Annotated in this window: 26 protein-coding genes; 12 read left to right on the top strand and 14 right to left on the bottom strand. The window is 67.0% G+C overall.

Annotated elements, in window-relative coordinates:
* Window positions 1–156: 156 nt before the first annotated feature.
* The 5 genes from OHQ90_RS01940 to OHQ90_RS01920 all read left to right on the top strand — a co-directional run bounded on the left by OHQ90_RS01940 (window position 157) and on the right by OHQ90_RS01920 (window position 4,529).
* Window positions 157–513 (top strand): DUF3263 domain-containing protein, encoded by a 357-nt coding sequence (locus tag OHQ90_RS01940; RefSeq protein ID WP_328406834.1) that lies wholly within the window; start codon window positions 157–159, stop codon window positions 511–513.
* 34 nt (window positions 514–547) lie between these two features.
* On the top strand, window positions 548–1,120 hold the full coding sequence (locus tag OHQ90_RS01935) for a LytR C-terminal domain-containing protein (protein ID WP_328406833.1): 573 nt from the start codon (window positions 548–550) through the stop codon (window positions 1,118–1,120).
* Between the two features lie 129 nt (window positions 1,121–1,249).
* Window positions 1,250–1,933: a superoxide dismutase[Cu-Zn] gene (sodC, locus tag OHQ90_RS01930; protein WP_328406832.1), complete on the top strand. Its 684-nt coding sequence runs from the start codon at window positions 1,250–1,252 to the stop codon at window positions 1,931–1,933.
* Window positions 1,934–1,944: 11 nt separating this feature from the next.
* A complete protein-coding gene (locus tag OHQ90_RS01925) occupies window positions 1,945–3,090 on the top strand; it encodes a glutamate--cysteine ligase (RefSeq protein WP_328406831.1) in 1,146 nt (381 codons plus the stop codon).
* A gap of 131 nt (window positions 3,091–3,221) precedes the next feature.
* Entirely contained in the window at window positions 3,222–4,529 is a 1,308-nt protein-coding gene (locus tag OHQ90_RS01920) for a DUF5933 domain-containing protein (protein WP_442941433.1), read from the top strand.
* 45 nt (window positions 4,530–4,574) lie between these two features.
* On the opposite strand, the gene mnhG is transcribed toward OHQ90_RS01920, so the two are convergent.
* The 8 genes from mnhG to OHQ90_RS01880 all read right to left on the bottom strand — a co-directional run bounded on the left by mnhG (window position 4,575) and on the right by OHQ90_RS01880 (window position 14,424).
* Window positions 4,575–4,913 carry a monovalent cation/H(+) antiporter subunit G gene (gene mnhG, locus OHQ90_RS01915; protein ID WP_328406830.1) on the bottom strand — a complete coding sequence of 113 codons (339 nt, stop codon included), beginning with the start codon at window positions 4,911–4,913 and terminating at the stop codon, window positions 4,575–4,577.
* Between the two features lie 19 nt (window positions 4,914–4,932).
* The gene (locus tag OHQ90_RS01910) at window positions 4,933–5,193 is read right to left on the bottom strand and encodes a monovalent cation/H+ antiporter complex subunit F (protein ID WP_328406829.1); all 261 of its coding nucleotides are present in this window, start codon (window positions 5,191–5,193) and stop codon (window positions 4,933–4,935) included.
* A complete protein-coding gene (locus tag OHQ90_RS01905) occupies window positions 5,190–5,729 on the bottom strand; it encodes a Na+/H+ antiporter subunit E (RefSeq protein WP_328412470.1) in 540 nt (179 codons plus the stop codon). The genes OHQ90_RS01910 and OHQ90_RS01905 overlap by 4 nt, the downstream gene beginning before the upstream one ends.
* Before the next feature lie 17 nt (window positions 5,730–5,746).
* Window positions 5,747–7,363 carry a Na+/H+ antiporter subunit D gene (locus OHQ90_RS01900; RefSeq protein WP_328406828.1) on the bottom strand — a complete coding sequence of 539 codons (1,617 nt, stop codon included), beginning with the start codon at window positions 7,361–7,363 and terminating at the stop codon, window positions 5,747–5,749.
* Complete coding sequence (locus OHQ90_RS01895) at window positions 7,360–7,743, bottom strand: Na(+)/H(+) antiporter subunit C (protein ID WP_328406827.1); 384 nt, start codon at window positions 7,741–7,743, stop codon at window positions 7,360–7,362. The genes OHQ90_RS01900 and OHQ90_RS01895 overlap by 4 nt, the downstream gene beginning before the upstream one ends.
* On the bottom strand, window positions 7,740–10,625 hold the full coding sequence (locus OHQ90_RS01890; protein WP_328406826.1) for a Na+/H+ antiporter subunit A: 2,886 nt from the start codon (window positions 10,623–10,625) through the stop codon (window positions 7,740–7,742). The genes OHQ90_RS01895 and OHQ90_RS01890 overlap by 4 nt, the downstream gene beginning before the upstream one ends.
* A gap of 111 nt (window positions 10,626–10,736) precedes the next feature.
* Window positions 10,737–12,029: a hypothetical protein gene (locus OHQ90_RS01885; protein WP_328406825.1), complete on the bottom strand. Its 1,293-nt coding sequence runs from the start codon at window positions 12,027–12,029 to the stop codon at window positions 10,737–10,739.
* 127 nt (window positions 12,030–12,156) lie between these two features.
* The gene (locus OHQ90_RS01880; RefSeq protein ID WP_328406824.1) at window positions 12,157–14,424 is read right to left on the bottom strand and encodes an AAA family ATPase; all 2,268 of its coding nucleotides are present in this window, start codon (window positions 14,422–14,424) and stop codon (window positions 12,157–12,159) included.
* 463 nt (window positions 14,425–14,887) lie between these two features.
* Here OHQ90_RS01880 and OHQ90_RS01875 point away from each other — a divergent pair, with 463 nt between their 5' ends.
* Window positions 14,888–15,496: a hypothetical protein gene (locus tag OHQ90_RS01875; RefSeq protein ID WP_328406823.1), complete on the top strand. Its 609-nt coding sequence runs from the start codon at window positions 14,888–14,890 to the stop codon at window positions 15,494–15,496.
* A 75-nt stretch (window positions 15,497–15,571) separates the two neighbouring features.
* On the opposite strand, the gene OHQ90_RS01870 is transcribed toward OHQ90_RS01875, so the two are convergent.
* From OHQ90_RS01870 to OHQ90_RS01850, 5 genes are all read right to left on the bottom strand, one after another.
* On the bottom strand, window positions 15,572–16,006 hold the full coding sequence (locus OHQ90_RS01870) for a hypothetical protein (protein WP_328412468.1): 435 nt from the start codon (window positions 16,004–16,006) through the stop codon (window positions 15,572–15,574).
* Window positions 16,007–16,190: 184 nt separating this feature from the next.
* Window positions 16,191–16,547, bottom strand: coding sequence for a UBP-type zinc finger domain-containing protein (locus OHQ90_RS01865; protein WP_328406822.1), 357 nt, complete (start codon window positions 16,545–16,547; stop codon window positions 16,191–16,193).
* Window positions 16,544–18,070 (bottom strand): ATP-binding protein, encoded by a 1,527-nt coding sequence (locus tag OHQ90_RS01860; protein WP_328406821.1) that lies wholly within the window; start codon window positions 18,068–18,070, stop codon window positions 16,544–16,546. Before OHQ90_RS01860 ends, OHQ90_RS01865 begins: the two co-directional genes overlap by 4 nt.
* Before the next feature lie 13 nt (window positions 18,071–18,083).
* Window positions 18,084–19,751: an FAD-dependent oxidoreductase gene (locus tag OHQ90_RS01855; protein ID WP_328406820.1), complete on the bottom strand. Its 1,668-nt coding sequence runs from the start codon at window positions 19,749–19,751 to the stop codon at window positions 18,084–18,086.
* A gap of 52 nt (window positions 19,752–19,803) precedes the next feature.
* Window positions 19,804–19,965: a hypothetical protein gene (locus OHQ90_RS01850; protein ID WP_328406819.1), complete on the bottom strand. Its 162-nt coding sequence runs from the start codon at window positions 19,963–19,965 to the stop codon at window positions 19,804–19,806.
* Between the two features lie 252 nt (window positions 19,966–20,217).
* On the opposite strand from OHQ90_RS01850, the gene OHQ90_RS01845 reads away from it, so the two are divergent.
* Both OHQ90_RS01845 and OHQ90_RS01840 read left to right on the top strand, forming a co-directional pair.
* Window positions 20,218–20,673: an SRPBCC family protein gene (locus tag OHQ90_RS01845; protein ID WP_328406818.1), complete on the top strand. Its 456-nt coding sequence runs from the start codon at window positions 20,218–20,220 to the stop codon at window positions 20,671–20,673.
* A 10-nt stretch (window positions 20,674–20,683) separates the two neighbouring features.
* Complete coding sequence (locus tag OHQ90_RS01840; protein ID WP_328406817.1) at window positions 20,684–21,394, top strand: SIMPL domain-containing protein; 711 nt, start codon at window positions 20,684–20,686, stop codon at window positions 21,392–21,394.
* Between the two features lie 12 nt (window positions 21,395–21,406).
* On the opposite strand, the gene OHQ90_RS01835 is transcribed toward OHQ90_RS01840, so the two are convergent.
* Window positions 21,407–22,435 carry a beta-ketoacyl-ACP synthase III gene (locus tag OHQ90_RS01835; RefSeq protein WP_328406816.1) on the bottom strand — a complete coding sequence of 343 codons (1,029 nt, stop codon included), beginning with the start codon at window positions 22,433–22,435 and terminating at the stop codon, window positions 21,407–21,409.
* 225 nt (window positions 22,436–22,660) lie between these two features.
* Between OHQ90_RS01835 and OHQ90_RS01830 the strand changes: the two genes are divergently transcribed.
* The 4 genes from OHQ90_RS01830 to OHQ90_RS01815 all read left to right on the top strand — a co-directional run bounded on the left by OHQ90_RS01830 (window position 22,661) and on the right by OHQ90_RS01815 (window position 25,841).
* Window positions 22,661–22,927, top strand: a complete 267-nt coding sequence (locus OHQ90_RS01830; RefSeq protein ID WP_328406815.1) for a GlsB/YeaQ/YmgE family stress response membrane protein — start codon at window positions 22,661–22,663, stop codon at window positions 22,925–22,927.
* A gap of 173 nt (window positions 22,928–23,100) precedes the next feature.
* Entirely contained in the window at window positions 23,101–23,832 is a 732-nt protein-coding gene (locus tag OHQ90_RS01825) for a phosphatidylserine decarboxylase (protein ID WP_328406814.1), read from the top strand.
* Complete coding sequence (locus tag OHQ90_RS01820; RefSeq protein WP_442941432.1) at window positions 23,832–24,731, top strand: CDP-alcohol phosphatidyltransferase family protein; 900 nt, start codon at window positions 23,832–23,834, stop codon at window positions 24,729–24,731. Before OHQ90_RS01825 ends, OHQ90_RS01820 begins: the two co-directional genes overlap by 1 nt.
* A gap of 66 nt (window positions 24,732–24,797) precedes the next feature.
* A complete protein-coding gene (locus OHQ90_RS01815; protein WP_328406812.1) occupies window positions 24,798–25,841 on the top strand; it encodes an RNA polymerase sigma-70 factor in 1,044 nt (347 codons plus the stop codon).
* Window positions 25,842–25,900: the final 59 nt, after the last annotated feature.

Here is a 25,900-nt window from a genome sequence, read left to right as displayed (position 1 = left end):
GCGCCGTGAGGGTGGGAACACCCCGGTGACACGCGTTACCCAGGGGTAGCGAACACGCCGCGACGAGGATGCGGCATTCCCATCGGCCCGTGGTTGAATGATCCGCGACGTACAAGCATCATTTTTCGTCTGGTGGTTACTCGGCGAGGGAGCGAGATGGACGGCGCAGCGGCACGGAATCTTTCCGCGATCCAGGGCAGCCCTTCTGCGAGCGACGATGTCACGGTTGAGGTCTCGACACAGACCGATGACAGTGACACCGACGGTTTGAGCCGTCGTGAGCGCGACATTCTGGACTTCGAACGTAAGTGGTGGAAGTACGCGGGCGCCAAGGAAGAGGCCATCCGCGAATTGTTCGGCATGTCGCCGACCAGGTACTACCAGGTCTTGAACGCGGTCGTGGACCGTCAGGAGGCGCTCGCCGCCGACCCGATGCTGGTGAAGCGCCTGCGTAGGCTGCGGGCGAGCAGGCAGAAGGCCAGGGCCGCACGGCGGCTCGGTTTCCAGGTATGACCTGTTGCTGTGAATTGAGACTAGGGTCGAGCAGGTGAGCTACCCGAATCCCACCTCCGGGGGACCGCCGTTGCGCGCGCTGGCGATGGTGTTGATCGCGCTGGCCATTGTTTTCGCAGGCCTCGGTGCGATGTCGCTGTCGAGTTCCGATACCGACAGCGCAGGCGAGTCGGAGGCCGTATCGCCCGCGTCACAGGTTCAGGCGACTTCCGTCGTCGTTCGCACCTCGGCCGCGACGTCGACATCGGAGGCGGCCACCACCACCGTGACGCCGACCACGACTAAGCCACCGACCACGACGACGCCACCGACCACGACACCTGCCCTGGGTCGCGCGGTGCCGGTGCGGGTTCTGAACAACGGCCTGATCGCCGGATTGGCCTCGCGCACCGCGAGCGAACTCAGCGCCAGTGGCTGGAACGTCGTCGAAGTCGGTAACTATCCCGGTGAGAATGTCGCGAAAACAACTGTGTTCTACGGAAATACGCCCGGCGAGCGGGAAGCGGCCGTGGCGATCGCCGCGGAACTCGGCGCCACCGCCGTACCGCGCAGTACCGGAGCAGGTGATTCGGGTTCGGGTGTGACCGTCGTCGTCACCGGTAACTGAGGTCCGCGGCCCGCCGCGACACGGCCCGGTCACTCCCGCGACACGACGGGCGTGGCATCATCTTGTCCGGTAACGAACGTGTCCACCCAGCTTTACTCGTAAACTCGGTACTCGTAAAGGAGTTCTCCGATGGCCCCGTACACAACTCGTCGCCCGTCCTGGCGGACTGTGACCCCGGTGCTTGCGGTCGCGGTCTTCGGCCTCGCTGCCTGTTCCAACAGTCAGGAGTCGAGTGATGTCAAGGGAACGACGCCCCCGGTGTGGACCGGCGCGTCCGCTCCGGCCGGCGAATCCGGTACCGAGCACGGCAGCGCCGACGCCAACGGTGGCGTGAAGGTCGAGCTGAAGGACCCCGCGGGCGCCTCCGTCGGCACCGCGAACTTCGTCAAGGACGGCAAACACCTGCAGGTCACGGTCGAGGGCCACGGCCTGAAGCCCGGATTCCACGGGCTGCACATCCACCAGGTCGGCAAGTGCGAGGCCAACTCGGTCGCGCCCACCGGCGGCCCGGCGGGCGCCTTCCTCTCGGCGGGCGGCCACCTGCAGGTCGGCAGCGCCAACGCGCACCCGGCCAGCGGCGACCTGACCTCGCTCGAGGTCCGCGAAGACGGCATGGCGAAGCTGGTCACGACCACCGATGCGGTGACCCTGGAAGAGATCAAGGGCAAGGCCCTGATGATCCACGCCGACGCCGACAACTTCGGCAACATCCCCAACCGTTATGTTCGGGCCGACGGCGTTGCCGGCCCGGACGACACCAGTCTGGCAACCGGCGACGCGGGTGGCCGCGTCGCCTGCGGTGTCATCCAGTAGCAAGGTTTGATATGGCCGGGGCAGGAATCGAGCGGGTTCTCTTCCAAGGTTCGCCCCGGCCGACGATCGGCATCGAGTGGGAGATCGCGCTGGTCGACAAGGTCACTCGAGACCTGTCGAATACGGCTGCGACAGTGTTCGATTCGGTGGGTGACCTGCGTGCGCACGACGGCACCCCACAGGTCACCAAGGAGTTGCTACGCAACACCGTCGAGTTGGTCACCGGGGTGCACAACACCGTCGGTGAGGCCCTCGACGATCTGAGCGGCACCATGGAAACCGTGCGGCGCGCCGCCGACCCGTTGGGCGTCGACCTGTTCTGCGCGGGCACCCATCCGTTCGCCCAGTGGTCGGCGCAGCAGCTCACCCGTTCGGTGCACTACGACGAGCTGATCGAGCGCACCCAGTGGTGGGGCCGCCAGATGATGATCTGGGGCGTGCACGTGCACGTCGGGGTCTCCCACCGCGACAAGGTCTTTCCGATTCTGAACTCGATGCTGCTGTCGTATCCGCATCTGCTCGCGCTGTCCGCGTCCTCGCCGATGTGGGCCGGTTCGGACACCGGATATGCGAGCAATCGGACGCTGATGTTCCAGCAACTGCCCACCGCCGGGTTGCCGTTCCAGTTCGAAAACTGGACAGAGTTCGAGCATTTCGTGCACGACCAGATGAAGACCGGGGTGTTCGAGCAACTCGGCGGCATGCACTGGGACATCAGGCCCGCGCCCAAGTGGGGCACGATCGAGGTGCGCGTCTGCGACGGCATCTCCACGCGTGCGGAGCTATCGGCGATGGCGTCGTTTATTCACTGCTTGATCGTGGATCTCGATCAGCGGGTCGAGAACGGCGAACAGCTACCGACGCTGCCGCCGTGGCATGTGCAGGAGAACAAATGGCGGGCCGCCCGCTACGGCCTCGACGCGATCGTCATCGTGGATGCCGCCAGCAACGAGCGGTTGGTCACCGATGATCTGATGGATGTGCTCAACCGGTTGGAGCCGACGGCCAAACGGCTCGGGTGTGCCGACGAGCTGCGATTCGTCGCCGAGATTCCAGAGCGTGGCGCGTCGTATCAGCGGCAACGCAAAGTCGCCGCGGCTGCCCAGGGTGATCTGATCGCGGTGGTCGACTCGCTGGTCAAAGAGCTGGACCAGTAGGTCTGCCCATCGTTTCGGTCGACTGACGTTCAGTCGGCCAGTGGGGTGGCGTTCATCCCCCGTTTACTATGGTCGACGTGCTTGTCGAAGATCCGGGTTCCAGAGTGGGAAGTGCGGCTGCGCGGGTGCGCATGCCGCATACCCGGGTGTGGATGGTGGCCGCTGTCGCCGCCGTGCCGATCCTGCTGATCGCCCTGCAGATCGTGGCCGTGGAGCAGGGCTTCGAGGGTCCGCTGGAAAGCGTGTGGCACGACTATGTCGGCACGCCCAAGTCGATGTCGGTGCCGTGGGCCGGGCTGGTGCTCGCCCTCGTCGGTGTATCGATGCGGCGTCGGATCATCGCGCTCGGCGCGGCCGTCGCCATCGATCTGGTCGGTGCGGGCGGGCGCCTGCTCGCGGGCGATCCGGTGACCGTCGGCAACGGGCCGGTGATCGTGCTCACCGGGCTCGCCGTGCTCGCGTGGCTGCGTTGGCGCGGCGTCGAACGGCGCAATGCGCTGCATGCCGCGGCGTTGGGCGCGTTGCTCATGCTGGCGACCAAGGTCGGCGATGTCTGGCTGCACGTCACGGTGATCACCCGGCCGACGGTGCTCGACGAGTACGTCATGCTCGCCGACCATGCCCTTGGCGACCCGTCGTGGGTGATGGGTCGGGTGCTCGACACGCTCGGTCCCGGGGTCTACGCGGTGCTGCACTGGGTGTACATCGAATTGCCGGTCGCGGCGATCGTCGTCGCGGTATGGCAGCTGCGCGGGGTGGTTCCCACCGGTCAGTGGCCGAGCCACTATCTGGTGCGGACGTTCTTGGTGCTCGGCCTGCTCGGGCCGGTCATCTATGTGATCTTCCCGGTGGTCGGCCCGATGTTCGCGTTCGGGCCGGACGGTCACGGGCTGCAGGTCGGCAATTTCTGGCCGGGGGTGCTGCCGCCGATCGACCACAGTCCAGCGCCATTGCCGTTCGATGCCGCGACCCCGCGCAACTGCATGCCGTCCATGCACACGGCGTGGGCGCTGTCGGTGTTCCTGCACACCCGCCGCGACACCAACGGTGAACGTGCCCCGCTCTGGCTGCGCTGGGGCGGCACGTTCTGGCTGCTCGCCACCCTGACCGCGACACTCGGCTTCGGCTACCACTACGGCGTCGACCTGGTCGCGGGCGCGGTGCTCTGTCTGACGGTGGAGTCGGTGCTGCGTGAACCCGAACGCGGCTGGGGTCTGTTCCGCGTCCGGGTGGTCGCCTTCGGCGCGGCAATCCTGACGACGCTGCTGATCTCCTACCGTTACCTCGCGGTCTCGATGGCCGAATACCCGGTATTGGCAGGCACAGTCGTGCTTGCGCTGCTCGCGGCAATGGCCGCTGCCTTCCACGCCACCTGGTTCGCCCGGCGCCCCGGAGTCGCGGCGAAGGATCAGGCGCTCACCACGCCGTCCATCGCGTGATCTGTCGTCGAGGCCGGGGCGCAGCACTGTAAGCGCTTGCCGGAGTCAGGGCGCGTCGATGTCGTCGCCGAGCTCGTTGACTCGGAACAAGCCATCGCGGTGGCGCTGTTCGCGATAGGCGGTGCGGCCGATCAAGTGTGCGATGACCGGTGCGGTGAGCAGGGTGAATAAGCCGACGAGGACGAGCAGCCAGACATTGCCGCTGCCGCGCAGGGGGATCGCCGCGCCCTCCAGCACCAGGATCAGCCCGATCACCTGCGGTTTGGTGGCGGCGTGCATGCGCGTCATGGTGTCGGGGAAGCGCACGATCGCGATTGCCGCGGTCAGTGCGAGCACGGCCCCGGACAGGATCAGGACGGCGGAAATCCAGTGCCACAGTGTCATCGGCCGTCCTTGTCGCGCGTCATTGGTCGTCCCTGACCCGGAATCGGGCGACGGCTGCCGAGCCGAGGAACCCGACGAGCGCCAGCGCGACGATCGCAGGGAGCACGGTGGTGTCGTTGCTGTAGGCCGCCCAGACCGCGAGCCCCGAGGCGGCGATCGCCATCAGCGAGTCGATGCCGACGACTCGGTCCAAGGTGCTCGGTCCGGCGAGGACACGGTAGCTGGTGATCACGGCCGCTGCCGTCAAAAGCACGGCGGCGACAATGGCGACGACGGTCATCTGCTGACCTCCGGTGGTTCGGTGAGATGCCATTCGGCGGGGCGCTCGAACGAGGCGATCAGCAGTCGTTCCAGCCGCCGGGTGGTCCGATAGAACTTGTCGACGGCCGCGTCGCTGCCCACGTCGAGCACGTGTACGAAGACGACGCGGCGTTCCTTCTCGATCTCGAGCACCATGGTTCCCGGAATCAGATTGAGCAGGTCCGCGCACAATGCGAGCACCAGATCGGATTTGATCTCCATACGCAGTCGCAGCACACCGGAGACCGGTGGCGGTGCGGGCCGGATCGCGAACCAGGCGACCTGGAGGCTGGATTCGAGGGCGTAGTACACGCTCACCACGATGAGTTCGGCCAGCGACAGCGGGTGCAGTCGTCCGGCGACCGGCACCCGGGGCAGCGGCAGGGTCACCATGATCAGCGCGGCGACGGCAAGCCCGGCCAGCAGATTGGCGACGCTCAGATCACCCCACAGGGCCATGTAGACGGCGGTCAGCCACACCAGAATGCCGACGCGGACCGCCCGCTCCCGGTTGATCGCCGCGCTACCGAGGCTCATCGGACTGCTCCCGGCGCTGCCATCTGCGAATTGCCGAGCACCGCACGGGTATACACGGCGGGATCGCGCAGATCCGTCGCGGCGCGCTCGGCGATGCCGAGGATGGGCCCGGCCAGCACGGTGAGGCTGAGGCCCACCGCGACAAGCGCGGTCGTCGACAGCACCATCAGCGCCGGCATGCGGCCGGGGTCGGTGCGTTCGTCGTAGAGCACGTCGCTCGAATCCTCGATCAGCGTCGGTGGTTTAGCGGCCGTGAGATGGCCCTCCGGAGCCTCCGACCGCGGCCGCCAGAAGGCCTTGCTCCACACCCGCGCGACGACGTACAGCGTCAGCAGGCTGGTGACCACCGACCCCGCCACCAGCACCCAGGCCAGCACACTGCCGTCTGCCGCACCCGCCTGCAGCAGCGTGACCTTGCCGATGAACCCCGAGAACGGTGGAATCCCGGCGAGATTGAGCGCCGGGACCAGGAACAGCACGGCAAGCAGTGGACTCGCCTCGGCCAGGCCGCCGAGCCTGCGCAGCGTCACCGAACCGGCCTGACGCTCGATCAGACCGACCACCAGGAACAGTGTGGTCTGCACCAAGATGTGGTGCGCCACGTAGAAAACCGCGCCCGTCAGCCCGGCCGTGGTGGCGAGCCCGACGCCGAACACCATGTAGCCGATATGGCTGACCAGCGTGAACGACAGCAGGCGGCGAATATCGTTCTGTGCGATCGCGCCGAAAATGCCGACCAGCATGGTGAGCAGACCACAGACCAGCAGTACCGAATCGAAACCACCGTCGGGAAACAGCAGTGTGTGCGTCCGAATGATCGCGTACACACCGACCTTCGTCAGCAGCCCGGCGAACACCGCGGTCACCGGTGCGGGTGCGGTGGGGTAGGAGTCGGGCAGCCAGTTCGACAGCGGGAAGACCGCCGCCTTGATACCGAACGCCACCAGCAGCACCGCATAGATGGCGGTGCGTGTGCCATGGGGCACCTCGCTCATCCGGACGGCCAGCTGTGCCAGGTTCAGCGTTCCAGTGGCCGCATAGGCCAGCCCGATGCCGGTCAGGAAGATCAGCGACGACAGCATCGAGACCATCACATACGCGACGCCCGCGCGGATCCGGTCCGCGGTCGCGCCGACGGTCAGCAGCACGAACGAGGCGGCCAGCAGGATCTCGAAGCCGACGAACAGATTGAACAGGTCACCGGCGAGGAATGCCGCCGAAACACCCGCGGTCAGCACCAGATAGGTGGGCCGGTAGATCGAGGTCGGCTGCCGGTCGTCGCCGTCGCGGATGTTCTGGCCCGCACCGTAGAGGGAGACGACGAGCAGCACGATGGACGAGACCAGCAGCATCGCCGCGGAGAGCCGGTCCACCACCAGCGTGATGCCGATCGGTGTTTCCCAGCCGCCGACCTGGACCGCGGTGGTTCCGTCCCGGTCGGCCAGATACAGCAGCAGTCCGCAGATCACGACGACCGACGCCAGCGCCAGCACCATGATCGACCGCTGGATGCGTGGCTTGCGGCCGAACACCAGGGTCGCTGCGGCACCGAGCAACGGGACCAGCACCGGCAGCGGCGCCAGCACGGGCAATAGATCCGGCGACGGGCTCAATCCTCTGGGTCCTCTCGCTCGCGCCGTGCGGCGATGTCGACGTCTTCCCGGTCGTTCTGGACATCCTCTGTGGTGGTGAGGCTGTAGGACCGGTAGGCGAGCGCGAGGACGAATGCCGCGAGGCCCATGGTGATCACGATCGCGGTGAGCACCATCGCCTGGGACAAGGGGTCGGCCGTCTGTTCGTGCGCGTTGTCGGTATCGCCGCGAATCGGTGGCCTGCCGCCGGGTCCGCCGACAGTGAGGATCAGCAGATTCACCGCGTTGCCGAACAGGATCATGCCGAGCAGCATCTTCGACACGGCACGTTCGAGGATCAGGTACACCCCGCAGGCGACGAGTACCCCGATGAGGACCAGCAGCGTCAGGTTTGCCGTCATGACCACACACCGCCCTTCGCCGAGCCGGTTTTGTCGGATGCCAACTCGTTGTCCAGGCGCGCGCCGAGGCTGCGCAGCACATCGAGGACAAGGCCGACCACGATCAGATAGACGCCGAGATCGAAGAACAAGGCGGTGACCAGCTTGATATGCCCGAGCACCGGCAGCGTGACTTCCAGGATCGCCGAGGACAGCGGCGGCGCGCCGAGCAGCAGTGAGCCTGCCGCCGTGCCGGCGGCCAGTGCCAGCCCGGCGCCGAGCACGTGGCCCGCGTCGACAGGGAGTGCCTCACCGAGTTCGTACCGGCCGCCCGCGAGATAGCGCAGGGTCAGCGCGAGTCCGGCGGTGAGCCCGCCCGCGAAACCGCCGCCGGGCGCATTGTGGCCGGAGAAGAAGAAGTACACCGACAGCACCATGATGGTCGGGAAGACCAGGCGGGTGGTGATCTGCAGGACCATGGATCGGTCCCGCCGCGCGACGAGCCGGCCCGCGGGCAACCAGCTCACCAGGTCCGGGTCGTAGTTCGGTGCGTCGGCGGCGCGCGGTGCGGTGCCGAAACGCCTGCTGCGGAACACCAGTGAGGCCACACCGGTCGCAGCGACGACGAGTACCGAGATCTCGCCGAGGGTGTCCCACGCGCGGATGTCCACGAGTAGGACGTTGACCGCGTTCTTGCCGCCGCCGAATGTGTAGGCGGCGTCGGGGATCAGGTGCCAGATCGGTTCGGTGCTACGGGCCGCGGTGGCGAAGGCCGCGAGCGTCACGACTGTGGCGCCGACCCCGGTGGCTAGCACCGCCCTGCGCATCTTGAAGGCGGCGGTGCGGCTGTGCTCGATCTCGGCGGGGAAGGCGCGCAACACCAGCACGAAGATCACCAATGTGAGTGTCTCGACGAGGAATTGGGTAAGCGCGAGATCCGGAGCGCCGTGCAGTGCGAAGATCACGCCACACCCGTAGCCGGTGACGCCGACGACCAGGACGCTGGCCAACCGGTTGCGCAGCAGCGTTGCGGCCAGCGCCATCGCGGCCATGATCGCCCCGATGGCCAGTTGCAACGGTGAATCCCACAGGCGCAGTTCGACTCCCGTGCGAGTGCCGCTCGCCAGCAACACCGTCGGCAGGATGATCAGCGTGCCGAGAATGGTCGCCTGGCTCAACGGGAGCGAACCGCGCTGCACGGCGGCGGTCATCCGTAGCGACAGTCGATCCATCGCCGCAAGGGTGGCGTCGTAGGCCCGGTCGGCATTGCCGAGCTTGGGGCGCGGGGATTCGCCGATACGGGTACGCAGCCGGAACAGTGCGACGCCTACGGTGATGATCAGGATGGTCAGCGCGAGTGGGTCATTGAATCCGTGCCACAGTGCCAGATGCGAATCGAGCGTCCCCGACAGGGTTTTCGCGTACGGACTCAGCAGCTCGTCGAGCCAGGGTGCGGCGATTCCCGCGGCCAGGCTCGCCACCGCCAGCACCGCGGGAGCCGTAAGGAACAACGCACCCGGCGCATGCCAGTGATCCTCCGCCGCACCATGCGTGCCCTGATCCTGCCTGCCCCGCCACTCGCTGTCGTTCGCGCCGGTCGAGCGCCCCGGCTTGTCCGCGAACGCACCCCACACGAAGCGGATGCTGTAGCCGACCGTCAGCATCGACCCGAGCACCACGCCGGCGGCGACGGCGGCCTTGGCGGGCGCGGCGAGCGTCTCGGTGTCCAGGATGGCGGCCAGCGCGCTTTCCTTGCCGACAAAGCCGAGCAGCGGCGGGATCCCGGCCATGCTGAGCGCGGCCGGCATCGCGACTGCGTACAGCCCGGGTGCGCGGCGGCCGAGACCGGAAAGTCGCCGTAGATCGCGCGTGCCTGCCCCGTGGTCGATGATGCCCACCACCATGAACAGACAGCCCTTGAAGAACGCGTGCGCGACTATCAGCGTCACACCGGCCAGCGCCGCGTCCGGAGTACCGAGGCCGACCATCAGGATCAGGAAGCCGAGCTGGCTCACCGTGCCGAATGCCAGCACCAATTTGAGGTCGTGCACCTGGATCGACCGCAACCCGGCCAGCAGCATCGACGCCACCCCAAGGGTCAGGATCACCGGGTGCCACGGCGGGCTGCTCGCGAACACCGGCGCCAGCCGAGCCACCAGGTATACACCCGCTTTCACCATGGCGGCGGCGTGCAGGTACGCGCTGACCGGAGTCGGCGCGGCCATCGCACCGGGCAGCCAGAAGTGCAGCGGCACGATCGCGGACTTGCTCAACGCCCCGACGAGCAGCAGCACCACGGCGACATTCACCGCGGTGCCCGCCGGCGGGTCCGCCCGCGTCAGCAGGTCCGACAGCAGGTAACTGCCGCTGGCCTCGCCGAGGATGGTGATGCCGACGAGCATCGCGAGTCCGCCCGCGCCGGTCACCAGCAGCGCCTGGATCGCCGCCCTTCGGCTGACCGCCTGCTCGGCGTTGTGCCCGACGAGCAGAAACGACAACACCGTGGTTGTTTCCCAGAATACGAAGAGCAGCAGCATGTTGTCGCTGGTAACCAGCCCGAACATGGCCCCGGCAAAGCCGACCATCTCGGCCGCGAACACTCCGAGCCGCGGCTGGTCGTCCTCGAAATATCTGGCGCAGTAGATCAGGATCAGCGTGCCGATGCCGAGGACGAGCGCCGACATGACGGCGGCGAGCGAATCGAAACGCAGATCGATGTTCATCTCGATGCTCGGCGCCCACGCGACCCGAACCTGCTGTGTGCTATCCCAATTCGCAATCACCCAGCCGAGGCCGCCCAACGGGACCAGGACAAGGACATAGAACGCATTGCGACCCAACATCCGCACGCACAGCGGTGCCGCGAGCGCGGCCATGGCATGCGCGAGCAGGATTACGAGCAAACTGCACTCCGTCGGGTCGGGGCGGCGGCGTGATGCGGGTAAATCCTACGCGGAGCGCGTGTTTTCAGTGGCTGGAGCCGGTATGGCGTCGGCCATGTCGAAGCGGATCGGCTATATGTCCGCTAATGTTTCGCCCTCGGCGGGCTCGTCCGATTGCGGCGGCCGACCGCGCGGCCGGAAGAAGTACAGCACGGCAATTCCGACGGCCGAACAGGCCACGATCGCGAGTGCGGTGCACCCAGGTGTCGATGCTTTGGTCGCGCCGTCGGGCCGGAGTTCGACCGCTGTGATGATCGATGGCAGGTAGAGGGCCGCGATCGCCAGCACGCCGCTCGGCGCGTAGCGAGGGCGTGCCGTGCCACAGCAGTAGCCTGTCGTCAATGCGAGACCGGCGCTGCCCGCTGCGTCCACGACGTTGATATCGCTGCTCCCGTTGTATATGGCGAATACGGCGAGTCCGGCGATCATCGTGATCGCGATGAACGCCGACGGCAGTCGGGTCCCGATGAACAGCCCGACGGCGGTAATTGCCAGTAGCGCAACCACGCCCCAGCCCGGCCGTGCGGCGTAGCCGAGGGCAGTGAAGACCGGAACCAGACTCACCGCCAGGTACACGCCGACGCCATCGCGCCCCGGCAGCAGCATCGCGGCGGCCATTGCGGCGAGCGCCGTCGCGGTGACCGCGAGTCCGATATCGACCGCATGACTGACGTTGGGCGCGTCCTGATACTGGCGGTTCAGCCATTCGGTGACCATGAGGACGACAAGGGCCAGCACCATGGCCGCGAGAATCGGCGTCACCGGAAGTTCCACGGCCAGCCGCGGTGACCGCTCGGCCATCGGCCGCGACCGGTTGTGGTAGGTACTGAGCGACAGGAACCCCACCGCCGCCGCGATCAGCCACCGTGGCGGTGTTTCCAGAATCTGGAGCGGATCCTGCGCGGTGATATGCAGTGCGTCGGCCAGGTTGCCTGCGACGAAGGAGCCTGCGCCACCCAGTGTGAATCCGATCGCCAGACCCGGTCTGCGCAGCACTGCCGCGCCGAGTGCGCCGAGCAGGATGCCCGCGCACACCGAGTCCAGATAGTTCTGTGTGGTCAGCATGTCGGGCGAGGAAACGTGGCGTCCGGCAAAGTGATTGACGAACATGCCGAGCGCGCCGCCGAGCGCCGTCGCCCACGCCGTCACCGGACGGGTGAAGGTGGTCACCAGCACGGCGACGGCGACCGCGACGATCACCCCGATCGCGGCGCCGCGCGGCACGCTGTTGATGAGGCTGGTCAGCCGATACTGCGTGGTCTGGCCCGTCCAGGTGAAGGTGATCGGCAGCAGTAGCGACACGCCGGCGACCGCGGCCCCCAGGAAAGCCGTGATCGTGTCGACCGCATTGCCGATCCTTCGCACGATGCGAACATACCTGTGCGCGACGGTTGACCTTGTGATTACTGAAACATTGCCCGGTCAGGTGCAATTTGGGCAAAGGCCAGTAAGGCCTCGATTGCGGTGAGTTCGCCTCGGTGGCTGCGAACGGCTAACCGCGGGTGTCGGCGTAGCGGCGCAACGACTCGACCTGATCGGAATCGAGCGAGGGCCGCACCACCGCCCGTGCCGCTGCGACGTCATCGGCCGTGACGTCGGCGGCGTCCATATCCCGCCGCATGGCCGTCAGCGCGGCCTCACGCAACAGGGCCGCGCAATCCGCCGCGGAGTACCCGTCCAGGTCGGCAGCGAGTGCGGCGAGGTCGACGTCGTCGGCCAGCGGCACCGACCGGCCCGCGGTGCGCAGAATCTCCAGCCTGGCGTCGGCGTCCGGCGGCGGCACGAACACCAGGCGCTCCAGTCTGCCCGGGCGCAGCAGTGCGGGATCGATCAGCTCCGGGCGGTTCGTCGCGCCGAGCACCACCACATCGCGCAGTGGCTCCACACCGTCGAGTTCGGTCAGCAGCGCGGCGACCACCCGGTCGCCGACGCCGGAGTCGCTGCTCTGACCGCGTCGTGGCGCGAGTGCGTCCACCTCGTCGAGGAAGATCAGCGAGGGCGCGGAATCGCGTGCGCGCTGGAACAGTTCGCGCACCGCTCGCTCGGAGGCCCCGACCCATTTGTCCATCAGCTCAGCACCCTTCACCGCGTGCACGCTGAGCTGGCCGGTGCCCGCCAGCGCGCGAACCAGGAATGTCTTGCCGCAGCCGGGCGGACCGTAGAGCAGCAGCCCGCGCGGCGGATGGATGCCCAGGCGGGCGAAGGAATCCGGGTGGCGCAGCGGCCAGAGCACGGTCTCGGTGAGCGCCTGCTTGGTCTCGACCATATCGCCGACGTCGTCGAGACCGAGGCTGCCGATCGCGAGTTCGTCGACGCCGGAACGCGAGAGTGGCCGGATCACCTCCAGTGCGCCGAGCAGATCGGCCTGGGCCAGCACCGGGTCCGAATGTTGTTTGCTCGCACGGGATGCCGCGCGCAGCGCCGCCTCCCGGCACAGGGCCGCCAGATCCGACACCACGAATCCGGGTGTCCGCGCGGCGATGTCGTCCAGCTTCAGTTCGTCGGTCGGCACCTTGCGCAGCAACTGCTCCAGCAGTGCCTTGCGCACCGCGGCCGTCGGCAGCGCGAGGGCGAGTTCGCGATCGCACAGATCGGGAGCGCGCAGCCGTGGGTCGATATCGGCGGGGTGCGCGGTGGTCGCGAGGAACGCGACGGAGGGCTCGGCGATCGCCGCTCGCAACTGGTCGAGGATGAGGGTGGCGACCGGTTCGGCCTGCGCAGGCAGCAGTGCGTCGATATCGGTGACGAGCAGGATCCCGCCCCGACCGGAGCCGGTCTCGGCGACCGCGGCGGCGACCTCACGCAACCGGGTGCCGCTCTCGGCGGCCCCGACGGTCGGGCCGTCCAGCTCGATGATGCGCCGCGGCGCGGTCACCGAGCGAGCCAGGGTGGCCTTGCCGACACCGGCGGGGCCGGTGATCAGCACGCCGAGATGCGGTGTGGCACCGAGGGTTTTGAGCAACTCCGGTTCGTCGAGCGCGAGGCTGAGCCACTCGTCGAGTTTCGCGGCCTGGCCGTGCACGCCCGCCAGCTCCTCGACGGGGATCGCGGCGCGACCGCTCCCGGTGACCCAGCCCGTTACCTCGCCGTTCGTCGCAGCTATGGCCGCCAGCTCGCCTGCTGCGGCCGCTGCCTGCGATTGCTCGCCCACCGGGATCGGTGCCCCGGCCGCCGCGCGGTCGGCGGCCTCGCGTGCGGCGACCACGCCCGCACCCCAGAAGACGGCGGTGTTCGGCTGCACACTCACCGGGCCGCGCCCTGGATCGATGGCGGTCACCGTGAGCAGCTCGGTGGTCCACGCGATACCGAACGTGCGGGAAAGCGCCTGGGTGGCAGCCGAAGAACTGATGTCGGGGCCCAGATCTCGCGGCAGCAGCGAGACCGCGTCACCGACGGTCACGACCTTGCCGAGCAGCGCCTGTCGCAGGGTCGCCGCCGGAATGGTCCTGGTGGCGTGCACCGACCCGCTGACCGAGACCTGTTTTGCGCCGTACACCGTCGCGGGGGCGACGACCACGGTCGCGTCCTCGCGCAGCCCCGCATTCGACAATGTGACGTCGTCGAGCAGCGCAACTCCCGTCGGTGTATCCGCGGGCGCCACCCCGACGACCGCCGCGGTTCGTCGCGACCCGACCATCGAGATGCCGTCCCACTCACGCAGCCCGAGCGCGGTCAGCGCCTCCGGGTGCAGCCGCACCACGCCGCGGCGGGCATCGGCGGCGGACGGGTTCAAGCGAGCGGTGAGAGCCAGTTCTGCCACTGTGCCATTCTGCCCGGGTGCGGGCGTGTTCGCCGAAAAACACCGTCGTGAGCGCCTCGTCCTGCTATCTGCAGCTCGCAAACATAATTGTGAGTGTTTTCACGGAACCGGATGCGGCCGGGTTTCGTCGTCGGCGGCATCGTGGCCGCGCACCAGTGGTCGCGTGCCGACCTACTCGGTTCCAGCCGTTGCCGCAGCAATCAATGAACAGCGGCGATCCACGCTGTCGCGCACATATCTATTTCACAGTTCGCAATGACTATTACGTGGTTCGTCACGCACCGGCGTGGTGCGACAACTCCATTTCAGTTATGTTCCGGCGACCAACTATTTCGGCGGAGAACAACCCGGGGAGTCCGTCGACATCGGCGCTAATCCCTTGTGTGCCAGTCACTTGCGGACGCGGTAACGTCCCCGACGGTCGATCCGATCGGACGGCCGTCTTTTGGAGGGGATTCAAAGAATGAAGTTCGGAAAGTTCAGCGCGACCGCATTTCTGGCCATCGCGGCGGTGGGAATCACTGCGGGCGCCGCGAACGCGCAACCGGTGGCCGTCGAGCAGGCCGTGTCCACTTCGGGCATCGAGCAGGGAATCGGCTACAACACAGCGCTTTCCCGTGATGCAAAGGTTGTGACCACCACGCTCGACGCGGGCAAATTCGCCCTCAGCGGTAACGGCGCAGCGGTGGCGGTACAGGGCGAGAACGGCGCGGTCGTCGCCGAGGTGCCGCTGACGTTCGAGGTTGCCGGGCACGCGATTCCGGTCGCCTACAAGATCGATGACAGCGGCCGAAGCCTCACACTTACACCGGAAGTGAGCCCGAAGGATATCGCCGATCTGAAGGACATCAGCTCCTTCGACAACTTCGTGCAGCAAGCGAGCCAGAACATTGTCGGCATGATTCTCGGCGGCATGCTCGGCGGATTCATCGGTGGCCTGCTCGGCTTCGGCATCTTCAGCCTCATCACCGGGCCGACCGGGATCGTCGTCGGCGCGCTCGCGGGCGGTGCGGCCATGGGCGGTCAGCCGTTCATCGATGCTCTGACGGCGCTCGCCACCGGCCAGCCCTGAGCAGTGATGGTATGAAAAAACGCGCGTGCGCAGCCGGTAGGCTGCGCACGCGCGCTGTCTCAGCGAGACACTGTCCTACCTGACGATCCCGGCGGCAGTGGCGACCGGGGTATCGGCATTGCTCGGCGCGAGGCAGACCAGCTTCGCGGTACCGAGCGCGACGTTCGGGCTGCCTGCGAAGGAGCTGTTCGGGTTCTCCGCCAGTATCTGCTCGATCAGCGCCTTCTCCGCCACGCTATCGAGCGCTTTGAATTCACCACAGGTGGTGCGCGACGCCGGGCCGAGCGACGGGTCGACCGTCTTGGCGGGGGTTGTCGCAGCGCCGCCACCGGTGGTCGGCGGGCTGCTGGTGCCGGTGCTGGTGCCGGTCGGCTGCGGTACCGACGAACTGGTGCCGGTCGTGCCCTTGCGCAGACCGTTGGCCTCGGCGGATTCATCCGATCCGCCGCAGCCTGCCAGCAGTAGGACCACCGCCCCTGCGGCGAGGGCGATGGCGGAAGTTCGCTTCATCACGTGCATTTCCCGGTGACTAGAGGCGCCGGAGCCTCCGGCGCGTTCGGTGCAGCGTACCGGGTGCGATCGGGTCGTCGTCATGGGAGGCTCCGCAGCGGATCGGGCGCCGGGGTCTGGCTCCGGCGCTGTCGCTCCTACTGTGCGGTGGGCGACTTATGATCGCCCAATCGATCACTGAAGGTCAGTGAATATGCTGCTGCCAATCGGCGGGAACACGCCCGCTCGGGCCCGGTGTCGGCTGGTCGGCCGGGTGACTGGTCGGCGCAGCCAGCTCCGGTCCGCCGCTGTACATCTCCTCGGTGCGGAAGTCCCAGAACCAATCCTCGCCCGGCTCGAAGCTCTGGATGAACGGGTGACTGGTTTCCTCGGCGTGCTTGGACGCATGCTGCGCGGGCGAGGTGTCGCAACAGCCGACGTGGCCGCATTGGGCACAGCGGCGCAGATGCACCCACCAGCCCTGTGCCGCTTCGCATTCGACGCAGCCGGTTCCGCTCGGTGCGACGCTCGGGTCGATCCCTTCCAGGTCTTGCTGCGTCATCGTTGTCCTCCTGCGTTGGATTCCGGTTCGCCTCGATTGTCGTCGGCCGAGTTCGCTTCGGCCGGGTTTTCCTCGGCGCGGTGCAGCGGCAGCCAGACGGTGAAGCGCGTATTGCCCGGCTCCGAATCGAGCTGGATATCGCCGTTGTGCTTATTCACCACGATCCGGAAGGAGATGTCCAGGCCGAGGCCGGTGCCCTCGCCGACCGGTTTGGTGGTGAAGAACGGTTCGAAGATTCGACTACGCACCTCGGCGGGTACGCCGGGACCGGTATCGCCGATTTCGACGACGGCACAGTCGTTTTCGTGCCTGGTCCGAATCGTCAGGGTGCCCTGGCCGTTCATCGCGTACACCGCGTTGTCGATCAGGTTGGTCCACACCTGATTCAATTCCGCTGCATAGCAAGGCACCTGCGGCAAAGTGCGGTCGTACTCCTTGACCACCTGCACCCCGTCGCCGATCTTGCGACTGAGCATGACCAGCGTGCTGTCGAGCAGCTCGTGGATGTCGATCACCTGGAACGGCGCCCGGTCCATCTGCGAATACTGTTTGGCCGCACCGACAAGCGAGGAGATTCGCGTGGTCGAGTCGGCGATCTCGTTCATCAGCAGCTCGGTCTCGATGGTGTAGTTCAGCCACCGGATCGCGCCCTGGAACACCTGGTCGGGGCAGTCGTCGAGGGTGGCGGCCACGCGCTCGAGCCAATCGACGTCGAAGCCTGCCTGGACGAAGTTCGGCGCGAGATTCCAGGCGTCGCCGATGCCGTGGTCCTCCAGCCATTCGCCGAGCAGGTCCTCACGATCGGCGGCTTCCATCGGCGTCAACTCCGGCGCCTTGGCGACCTGCGCCGCCGCCTCCTCCTGCAGCCGCACCAGCGAGACGAGCGATTCCGTGTCGAACTTGCCTTCGGCCATCATCGCCAGCTTGTGCCGCATCCCGGCGATCCGTTCCCGCAGCCCCGAGGTAGCGCGGACCGCGGCGGCGGCGGGGTTGTTCAGCTCATGGGTCAGGCCCGCCGACAGCGACCCGAGCGCGAGCAGCCGCTCCCGCTGGGCGATGCGTTCGTTGGAGTTGCGGTTGCCGAAGAACGCGCCCTCCAGCATGTGCACCGCCATGGGGAACCACTCGTGCATCATCCTGGCGAAGGCGCCGGCGTCGAGCACGAAGAACCGCGACGGCCGCGGCACGGACATCGAGCCGTTGTAGGTCTGGTCGACTTTGTCGCCCATGTAGGCCATCCAGGCGCCCGCATACGCGCCCTTGTGGTCGGTGCGGACCATTTCGATCTCGGTGCCGCTGGAGAGCTTGGTGAGGACCACCTCGCCGTCCATCAGTACATAGAAGCAGGTCGCCGGATCGCCCTCACGGAAAACCAAACCGGGTTCGATGGTTTCCACCCGCCCGTCCCCGCACAGCCATTCGAGTTGTTCGTCGTCGAGCTTCTCGAAGAGAAAGAGCTTGCGCAATTCCGCGGGATCGCAAACCAGGCGGCTGCTGCGCGCGGCGGTATCTTTCGAATTCATGTCAGCCTCCTGATTACGCGAGATACCGGTGCACGAGCATGACAGCCATAGCACCCTCACCGACTGCGGAAGCCACGCGTTTGGCCGAGTCGGCATGCACATCACCGGCGACGAAGACGCCCGGCACACTTGTTTCCAAGTGGTGTGGGGGCCGCGGTAATTCCCAACCGGCCGGTCTGGCGCCGTCGACGAGCAGATCGGGTCCGGCCAGTACGTATCCGGCCTTATCCCGTTTGATCACTCCGTCGAGCCAGTCGGTCTGCGGCGCCGCGCCGATGAACAGGAACAGCCGCTCGGCCTCGGCCTTCTCCTCGGCGCCGGTTTCGTTATTGCGCAGCACGATCTGCTGCAAGTGGTCGTCGCCGTCGGCGGAGATCACCTCGGTGCGAGTGTGCACCTTGATGTTCGGTATCTGCCCGATCTGCTGGATCAGATAGTGCGACATGGACTTGTCCAGCGAGTCCGCGCGGATGACCAGGTGCACGGTGCGGGCGTTGCGGGACAGGAAGACCGCGGCCTGGCCCGCCGAATTCGCCCCGCCGACGATGTAGACGTCGTGATCGGAGCATTCGGATGCCTCGGTCATCGCCGAGCCGTAGTAGACACCGCGCCCGGTGAAGTTGTCGACGCCGGGAGCGGTGTGGCGGCGATAGTCGACGCCGGTCGCGATGATCACCGTGTGCGCGCAGAGCCGTCCGCCGTCGGCGAACCGCACGGTGCGCGCGGACCCGTTCACCTCGAGACCGACCACCTCACGGGTGGTGATCACCTCGGCGCCGAACTTGGCCGCCTGCCGCCGGGCCCGATCCGCGAGCTGCGATCCGGACACGCCATCCGGGAAACCGAGATAGTTCTCGATCCGCGAACTCTGTCCGGCCTGGCCGCCGGTTGCCGTGCGCTCGACGAGCACCGTGCGCAGGCCCTCGGAGGCGCCATAGACCGCCGCGCCCAGACCCGCGGGGCCACCACCGACCACGATGAGGTCATAGAAGTCGCCGGTCGGATTCGTGCTCAGCCCGACACTCTGGGCCAACTCGCCGTCGCTCGGCTGCACCAGCGTCTGCCCGGCTTCGGTGATGACGACGGGACATCGCTCCGGATCGGCGCCCGCCGCCTCCAGCAGCCGCGCGCCTTCGGGCTCGTCGGCGATATACCAGCGGTAGGGCAGTTGGTTGCGGGCGAGGAACTCGCGTACCTCCGACGACCGTGGCGACCAGCGGTTGCCGACCACCTTGGTCTCGGTCACCGGCCGCTGCTCGCTGCCGCGCCAGGCCTCCAACAGCCCGTCGAGCACCGGATACAGCTTCTCCTCCGGCGGATCCCACGGCTTGAGCAGATAGTGGTCGAGATCGACGACATTGATCGCGTCGATCGCGGCGCTGGTGTCGGCGTAGGCGGTCAGCAGCACGCGGCGGGCGTAGGGGTGCAGGTCCATCGCCTGCTCGAGGAATTCGATGCCGTCCATGCCCGGCATCCGGTAGTCGGCGATCAGTACCGCGACCGGCTGGCCGCGCAGTTTCATCTCACGAAGCGCGTCGAGCGCGGTGGCGCCCGATTCCGCGCGCAGAATCCGGTACTCGGCGCCATAGCGGCGGCGCAGGTCGCGCACGACCGCGCGGGAGACCCCTGGGTCGTCGTCGACGCTGAGGATGGCCGGCTTCGTAGCAGCGGGTGAAGTCACCTAACGAGTATGGATCCTCGCCGGGTCTGCTGTCGTCGGGGTTTGCCCGCCATCACGCCCGGTGCCTGCGCACCATGTCGAGTTCGCCCGGTGTGAGCAGGCGCTCGAGCAGTTCTTCCTGAGCGATCATGCGGGCTGCGAGCGAGGAGGGCGAGCCACGAGCCGCAGATCCATCGGAGGATTCGACAGCGGGTAGCAGCGGAAGCTGTTCCACGTGCCGACGGTGTAAAAGCGAGCGCAGTTTCACGGCCGATCACCTCACGCTGGACGGAAAAGTTGGTGGCAGTGTCTGATGCTTCGTCTATCCGTCATTGTGCGCTGGCCATTACACGGGCAGGTGAACAAATCTCGAAAATGTGACGTGTTTGTCTTCCAACTGCTGCATATTTAGGATGCGAGATAATCGTCAAATCGTGCTGGCCGGACCGAAATAGGTCCGGTCGCCGCAGTTCTCCCGGAGGCAGTGTTGCCGAAAAACCTCGAAGTCACGATCGACATCGCCGCACCCCCGGAGCAGGTGTGGGCCGTTATCGGCGACCTGAAGCGGATGCCGGAGTTCAGCCCGCAGTGCGTCAGGATGCTCGCGCTCGGCACGCCGAAGGCGGGCACCTGGACGTTCAACCTCAATACCGACGGCAAGAAGTACTGGCCGACCACCGCGCGGATCGTGCGCTATGAACCCAACCAGGCCTTCGCGTTCCGGGTCAACGAGAACCGCAGCATCTGGAGCTACACGTTGGAGCCGACCTCGACCGGCACCAGGCTGATCGAACGCCGCGATGTCCCCAACGGCACCACCTGGTTCTCTCGCACGGCCATCAACGCCGCGCTCGGTGGCGAGCAGCCGTTCGAAGAGGAACTCGTGCGCGGCATGAACGAGACGCTCGGCAAGATCAAGACAGCGGTCGAGGCGCAGGCGTAGCTTTCGTCGTATGCGACGAAACACGCGCTTTACCGCGGCCATTGCGGCTGCGGCGGGGACGGCTGTGCTGCTGTCCGGTTGTGGTAAATCCGATTCGGGACCCGACCGCGAGGTCACCGTGGTCGGGTCCGGTCAGGTGCGCGGTGCCCCGGACACCCTGAATGCGGATCTCGGGGTGGAGGTGAACGCCGACAACGTATCCGCGGCGATCAACGGTGCCAACGACAAGGCCAAGGCGATCTCCGACGCCATGGTGGCCGTGGGCATGGCCCGGGAGGACGTGCGCACCACCGAGATCTCCATCCAACCGCAATACGCCGGCAGCCCGAACGGCGGCAACCAGACCATCATCGGCTACCGAGCGACCAACTCCGTGCACATTGTGGTCCGTGACCTGTCGAAGGCCTCGGCGATCCTGGACAGCGGGGTCAAGGCGGGCGGCAACGAAACTCGACTGCGCGGTGTCTCTTTCGCACTCGATGACGATTCGCGATTGCTCGCCGACGCGCGCTCGCGTGCCTTCGCCGACGCGAAGTCGCGGGCCGAGCAATACGCGGTGCTTGCCGGGTTGAAACTGACGGACGTCAGCACCATCAATGAGGCAAGCAGCCGCGACGACAACCCGAAGGCACTGCGCGACGGGGCGCCGGAGTCCTTCGCCTTGGAGCCGGGCACCCAGACGGTGACTTTCACGGTGAAAGTCACCTGGGGCCTCGGCTGAATTACCCGGTGGCTACTGCCATTTCGGCAGTGTGACCACCTGGGCGGCGTAGGAAAGCCCCGCGCCGAAGGCGATGAGCAGCGCGGTATCGCCCGGCTTCGACTCACCGGTGCGCAGCAGTGCCTCCATGGCAAGCGGAATCGAGGCGGCCGACGTATTGCCGGTCTCCTCGATGTCGTTGGCCAGCGCGCAGTGCTCCGGCAGTTTCAGTACGCGGGCCATGATCTCGATGATCCGGCCGTTGGCCTGGTGCGGAATCATCGCGTCCAGATCGTCGGTGGACAGCCCCGCCCGATCGATGGCGTCACGGCAGACCTTCTCCAGGGAATGCGCCGCCCAGCGGAACACCGCGGTGCCTTCCATCGCCATGTAGGGGCGGACCGCGTCGAGCCCCTTCTCCTCGATCTCGGCGAAGAACTCCATCCAGTCCTTGTCCTGCCGGATCGCGTGATGCTGGGTGCCGTCCGAACCCCACACCGTCGGGCCGATCCCGACGGTGTCCGACGGCCCGACCACCACGGCGCCCGCACCGTCGGCGAACAGGAATGCGGTGGAGCGGTCGGTCGGATTGACGGTGTTGGTCAGCTTCTCCACACCGATCACCAGCACATGGTTCGCGGTGCCGCCGCGCACCAGATCCGAGGCGAGCGCCAGCCCGTGACAGAAGCCGGCGCAACCGGCGGAGACGTCGAAGGCCGCCGCGCCGTTCATGCCGAGCTCGGTGGCGATGCGCGGCGCGGCCGCCGGGGTGAGCAATAGATGGGTGGACGTAGCAACGATCACGCAGTCGACATGGTCGATCTCGACCCCTGCGGATTCGAGCGCGTCGCGGGCGGCCGCGACGCTCATGCTCTGGATCGTTTCCGTTTCCGAAGCGAACCTTCGGGTCTTGATTCCCGACCTGGTCCTGATCCACTCGTCGCTCGAGTCGATCGGACCCGCCACCTCATCGTTCGTGACGATCCGGGCGGGGCGGTATACGCCGAGCCCGAGGATCGCCGTGTGCTCTGCCCCGGTGTACTGGGCGATTCGAGCAGCCATTATGCGTCTCCTATGTACCTGCGGCGGCGCCGCCGGGTTGTACCCCGAAGCATGTAATGAGTCCCTCATCGGTCAACTACCTACGTGCCCGTAGACATGAGGCCCCCTCATATTAGCCCTAGGATCGCTGCGCGCCAGTGCGTATTCTCACATTCCGCGGGTATACCCTCTGAGCACGCCTTTTGCTGTTGGCGGCAGGCCCCCAACTAGTGATTCGAGGACAACATGCTGGGACTCGGGATTATCGGCTGGATCATAATCGGCGGACTCGCCGGCTGGATTGCCAGCAAGATCATGAAGACAGATGCTCAGCAGGGCATCCTTCTCAACATCGTGGTCGGCATCGTCGGAGGTCTACTCGGTGGATTCCTGCTGAAGCTGCTCGGCGTCGACGTCGAGGGCGGCGGCCTCTGGTTCAGCTTCTTCACTTGCCTGGCCGGTGCGGCCCTTCTGTTGTTCTTGGTGAAGCTGTTCACCGGCCGTCGAGCCTGATACGGGCAACACCTGCCACAGGCTCCTATGCTCGATAGTGCCTCGCCTTCGCTGGGCCCGGTGTGGGCTGTGGGCGGACGATGTCCGGCTACGTCGATTAGGGTGTGATCGCTTGCGCTCGACCTATTGTTGAGGGGCGCATTCCACCTGTATCGAGCACGAAAGAGGAGCCTGTGGCACGCCGCCCCACCCCGCCCGGCACGCCCGAAACCACCGGAGTCGGCCATGTCGTCGATCTGGTTCGGGCCGCGATTCCCCCGCTGCACCCCGCCGGCCTGCCGTTTGTGGCCGCGCCGTTAGCGGTGGCGGTCCTCGGTGGGCGTCGCAAGTGGGTGCGCCGGAGCGGACTATTCGCCGCGGCGGCCTGCGCCACCTTCTTCCGGCACCCGAACCGGGTGCCGCCGAATCGGGCGGGCGTTGTCGTCGCACCCGCCGACGGTGAGGTCGCACTCGTCGACACCGCTTCTCCGCCACCGGAGTTGGGCCTCGGCGACCAGCCGCTGCCCCGGGTGAGCATCTTCCTCTCGGTGCTCGACGTGCACGTGCAGCGCACGCCGGTCTCCGGCATCGTGCGCGCCGTTTCGCATCAGCCCGGCCAATTCCGCTCGGCCGACCTGCCCGAGGCCAGCTCGGTGAACGAGCGCAACAGCATGGTCTTGGAGACCCCCGACGGCCGGCAGGTCGTCGTCGTCCAGATCGCCGGGCTGCTGGCCCGGCGCATCGTCTGCGACGCGAAGGTCGGTGACGTGCTGACCATCGGCGATACCTACGGGCTGATCCGCTTCGGCTCGCGCGTCGACACCTACTTCCCGGCGGGCACCGAGCTACTTGTCGAGCCGGGACAGCGCACCATCGGGGCCGAAACCGTCCTGGCGGTGTTGGGCTCATCATCCGCCGAGTCATGATGGAGCACGCCGTGTCCAAGCCCCGGCGTAGCCGCTCGATCCGGCTGCTGCCGAGCATTGTGACGATCCTGGCGCTGTGCGCCGGATTGTCCGCGGTGAAATTCGCCCTGGACGGCAAGCTCAACATCTCGCTCGCAATGGTCGGCGCCGCGGCGGTGCTCGACACTCTCGACGGGCGGCTGGCCCGCATGCTCGACGCCACCAGCAAGATGGGCGCGGAGCTCGATTCGCTGTCGGACGCCATCTCGTTCGGCGTCGCGCCCGCCCTTGTGCTGTACATCGCGCTACTGGACAGCAATAGCGCAGGCTGGATCGTCGCGCTGATGTACGCGGTGAGCATCGTGCTGCGGCTGGCCCGGTTCAACACCCTGATGGACGACGACACCCGCCCGGATTGGTCGCGCGAATACTTCGTCGGCGTGCCCGCGCCCGCGGGCGCGCTCATCGCGTTGGTGCCGATCGCGTTGTTCGTGCAGTTCGGCGACGGCTGGTGGGTCGGCTTCTACGAGGTCGCGCTGTGGACCCTGTGCGCGGCCGCGCTGTCGGTCAGCACCATCCCCACGCTGGCAATGAAGTCGGTGTCGGTGGCACCGCAGGCCGCCGCGGGCCTGCTCGTGTTGGTCGCGGTCGCCGCGGCGGCGCTGGTCACCTACCCGATTGTGCTGCTGCTGGTGTTGGTCGCGCTGTACCTCGGTCATATCCCGTTCGCCTGGCACTCGCAGCGCTGGGTCGCCGCGCGACCGGAGACCTGGGAGCACAAGCCGGCCGAGCGCCGTGCTCAGCGCCGTGCTCAGCGGCGTATGCCCGCGATCCGTCGCCCGGCCATCCGCGTGTCCAGCGCTCGCTTACGCCTGCGCAGGCCGGGCGGCAGGCAGCGGCAAGACGAGGTGTCACGCTGATCGCTGCGGCGGTCCGCAGGTTTTCGACGAGGATTCCTCATACCTCGGCGTGCAGGCTGCCGAGGTATGAGCATTCGCGCTGCGCACCGCACCGGCGACCACGCCCGGCTCGTGCGTTTCCGGCGGCGGTCACCCACCACTGGCGGTGAGCGCTCTCGGGTCGGGTCGGGCACAAGCGGTAGCGTCTTCCCGGACGGCCGAGCGCGGAAGCAGGTGTGGGTGGAACCGGATGGATTGCGCCAATTCCAGGCGCATCGACCGCGGCTGTTCGCGCTCGCCTATCGAATGCTCGGATCGGCGAGCGAGGCCGAGGACGCGGTGCAGGAGATCTACCTGCGCTGGGATGGTACCGACCGCAACACCATTCGGTCCGCGGAGGCCTGGTTGACCACCGCGGTCGTGAATCTGTGTCGCAGCTGGCTGCTTTCGGCGCGGGCGCGCCGGGATAGCTATGTCGGGCCGTGGCTGCCCGAACCGGTGCCGACGGCCGCCGGTGAGCTGGGTCCGCTGGAATCGGTGGAGGAGCGCGAGCTGGTTTCGCTGGCGTTGCTGACCGCGATGGAGCGGTTGAGCCCGGTCGAGCGGGCGGTATTCGTACTGCGCGAGGCGTTCGACTATGCCCACCGAGAGATCGCCGACATGCTCACGCTGACCGAGACCAATTCGCAGCAAATCTTCCGGCGGGCCGGCCTGCGAGTCCGGGAAGGACGGCCGCGCTTCGATGTGCCCTCCGACCAGGCTCGCGAGCTGATCGAGCGATTCCTGAAGGCGGCACGCAACGGCGATGTCGAGGCACTGGAGCGGATGCTCGCCGCCGACGCCACCTCGACGGCCGACGGCGGCGATGTCGTCAACACGGCACGGCGTCCGATCGTCGGCGCGAACAATGTCGCGCGCTACCTGATCGGGCTGTTCCGCTGGGAGGTGCCGGGTTTGGAGATCGCGGTGCAGGAACTCAACGGTTCGCCCGCGGTCGTCGCCTGGGTGGCGGGCGACCCGCTGCTCGTCGTCGATGTGGAAACGGCGGGCGATACGGTGACCGCGCTGCGGTTGATCGTGAATCCCGAGAAACTCGCCTATCTCGGTCGCGTTGGCGGTTCGCCCGCCTGAGACCGGAGGCTCTGGGCCAACTTCAGTGTGATGCGGCTCATGCCCGGCAACTGTCATGG

Origin of the sequence: Nocardia sp. NBC_00403 (assembly GCF_036046055.1) — a bacterium.
GTDB lineage: Bacteria > Actinomycetota > Actinomycetes > Mycobacteriales > Mycobacteriaceae > Nocardia.
The sequence above is the reverse complement of the archived record's forward strand: the minus strand, read 5'-3'. Positions and strand labels throughout refer to the sequence as shown.

Coding starts and splice junctions, on each gene's coding strand:
- OHQ90_RS01895 (WP_328406827.1), bottom strand. CDS start 7,743: ATGACGGCAAACCTGACGCTGCTGGTCCTCATCGGGGTACTCGTCGCC.
- OHQ90_RS01925 (WP_328406831.1), top strand. CDS start 1,945: ATGGCCGGGGCAGGAATCGAGCGGGTTCTCTTCCAAGGTTCGCCCCGG.
- OHQ90_RS01920 (WP_442941433.1), top strand. CDS start 3,222: ATGCCGCATACCCGGGTGTGGATGGTGGCCGCTGTCGCCGCCGTGCCG.
- OHQ90_RS01820 (WP_442941432.1), top strand. CDS start 23,832: ATGGAGCACGCCGTGTCCAAGCCCCGGCGTAGCCGCTCGATCCGGCTG.
- OHQ90_RS01870 (WP_328412468.1), bottom strand. CDS start 16,006: ATGAAGCGAACTTCCGCCATCGCCCTCGCCGCAGGGGCGGTGGTCCTA.
- OHQ90_RS01875 (WP_328406823.1), top strand. CDS start 14,888: ATGAAGTTCGGAAAGTTCAGCGCGACCGCATTTCTGGCCATCGCGGCG.
- OHQ90_RS01830 (WP_328406815.1), top strand. CDS start 22,661: ATGCTGGGACTCGGGATTATCGGCTGGATCATAATCGGCGGACTCGCC.
- OHQ90_RS01815 (WP_328406812.1), top strand. CDS start 24,798: ATGAGCATTCGCGCTGCGCACCGCACCGGCGACCACGCCCGGCTCGTG.
- OHQ90_RS01840 (WP_328406817.1), top strand. CDS start 20,684: ATGCGACGAAACACGCGCTTTACCGCGGCCATTGCGGCTGCGGCGGGG.
- OHQ90_RS01910 (WP_328406829.1), bottom strand. CDS start 5,193: ATGACCGTCGTCGCCATTGTCGCCGCCGTGCTTTTGACGGCAGCGGCC.
- mnhG (WP_328406830.1), bottom strand. CDS start 4,913: ATGACACTGTGGCACTGGATTTCCGCCGTCCTGATCCTGTCCGGGGCC.
- OHQ90_RS01860 (WP_328406821.1), bottom strand. CDS start 18,070: ATGAATTCGAAAGATACCGCCGCGCGCAGCAGCCGCCTGGTTTGCGAT.
- OHQ90_RS01835 (WP_328406816.1), bottom strand. CDS start 22,435: ATGGCTGCTCGAATCGCCCAGTACACCGGGGCAGAGCACACGGCGATC.
- OHQ90_RS01940 (WP_328406834.1), top strand. CDS start 157: ATGGACGGCGCAGCGGCACGGAATCTTTCCGCGATCCAGGGCAGCCCT.
- OHQ90_RS01865 (WP_328406822.1), bottom strand. CDS start 16,547: ATGACGCAGCAAGACCTGGAAGGGATCGACCCGAGCGTCGCACCGAGC.
- sodC (WP_328406832.1), top strand. CDS start 1,250: ATGGCCCCGTACACAACTCGTCGCCCGTCCTGGCGGACTGTGACCCCG.